The sequence below is a fragment of the Haematomicrobium sanguinis DSM 21259 genome (assembly GCF_000688395.1).
GTDB lineage: Bacteria > Actinomycetota > Actinomycetes > Actinomycetales > Micrococcaceae > Haematomicrobium > Haematomicrobium sanguinis.
In genome coordinates, this window is record NZ_JIAG01000024.1 from 1 (window position 1) to 1,671 (window position 1,671).

A 1,671-nucleotide genomic window follows, 5' to 3' on the forward strand; every position below is an offset into this window, starting at 1 on the left:
ATCATCGGGGGGAGCACGACAACGGTGTCACGATACAGTGTCGTGTTTTCCCCGTTGAAAAAATCACGCAACTGATAACTAGCGTGGGCTGCGGGCCCGGCCGGAACCTCGAACGTGTCAAACTCAATCGGAGTGAGCAAACGCCGCTGAAGCTCCTTATCATTTTCCAGGGTGGTCAAGTAGTCCACCGGTGTGTAGATCGGGTAACTCACCGGCGTGAACGTGAGGATCGCGGTGACACCCCAATCGGGAGCCTCAACCAGCACGTAGAAGTTCGCAAATTTTGAGGCTTTCCACGCATACACCCACCCATTGAGCTGCGCCATGAACTCTTTCTGAGAAACCGGGCCCTCGCCCTTCCAGAACTGTTCGATAGCCTGCTGACCAATGTCTTTGGACCAGGCTTCCGGGCTGGGATAATTGACCGACTCCGCAGCATCTTTCCACGCCAAGCTAGAACTGAACTGTTGACGTGTTCTCTCTGACGGGAGGCGTTGGTCCCAGTCATCGGGTTTCACGGGTTCTGGTCGTGACGGTTGTTTTTTGCCGAGTCCGAACATGGGTGTGATTAGTTTCCTGCCGGTTGAGGTTGGGGTGGTGCTTTCGGGCCGAAGAACTGTGCCATCGGGTCGATGACCCCGGACTTGACGAAGTCCGCGACGGTGAACGTGAGTGCTTTGCCGCCAACGAACATGACTAGGAACTGGCGGCCCCCCTCGGTGCGCAACGAGAGCGTCGATAAACCTTCACTGAGCTCGGTCATATCCTTGAAGAACCCGGGTTTGCCTTTGAACAGGTTGAGGAATGACTGGAGGAAATGTTGTGGTCCGCCACTGACCGCTTTCCAGAACCCCTTGCCGGAGTTCACCGCGGACTCGAATGCTTCACCCCACATGTTCCCGCGACCCCGAGCCCACGCCTGACCCAACAGCTCGAGAACGGTTCCCGGAGCGTTGGACACTTCTTGACCTAAGTTCCTGGCACCATTCGTAACAGCACCAAATTGCGGGACCCCGCCTCGTGCGGCGCCAGCCCCGCCACGGGCGGCACTAGTGCCGGCGCGGCCCATGGCTGCGGCGCCGCGCCCGATCACGGTGATCACGCGTCCGAGTCCGAAGGTCGCCAATCCGACCGCGTCCATGATCGCGTCCCCCCAGTCCTTGTTCCCGTTCATCGCTAAGAGACTATTCGTGGCCAAGCTTAACGCACCGAGCACAAAGGTGAGTGCGAACAATAACGGGGCCAGCACATTCAACCCCGGGATGAAGGACACGATGAACGCGATGACCCCGAGCACCGCGGTCACGTTCGAGAGGATCTCCCCGACCGCTTCCAAGTTCAAGGTGTTCACTAACCAGTCAATGCCCTGATCGGTCACCTCATCATTAATCGCGGCCAGAATCGCAGCCGCCGCAACCACTGGGGTGATGTTCGACGGCGATGGTCAGCTTGGCAACGGATCGGCACCATGGTGTTGGGGTGCTCGAGTGACGATACTCCCGGCGGCGAGGGTGTTAGGTGCCTTTGTAATCTTTCGGGACAATCCTCAGGGTCTTGGCGACTTTGAGGGTTTCTTCTTTGATGACCCAGCTGTATTCGTCGTCGACCCAGGAGCCGGATATTTCCACGGCAGCGTTCACGTTGGGTGGGAAGATCAGGTAATTGTCCCGG

2 protein-coding genes are annotated in these 1,671 nt (G+C 58.1%); both read right to left on the minus strand.

Going from position 1 to position 1,671, the window contains the following annotated elements; all coding sequences use genetic code 11:
• The coding region (locus O148_RS16775) for a hypothetical protein (RefSeq protein WP_157374648.1) at window positions 1-452 on the minus strand (452 nt) is incomplete at its 3' end.
• Window positions 453-568: 116 nt separating this feature from the next.
• Entirely contained in the window at window positions 569-1,420 is an 852-nt protein-coding gene (locus O148_RS0113730; protein WP_026531376.1) for a hypothetical protein, read from the minus strand.
• Window positions 1,421-1,671 lie beyond the last annotated feature (251 nt).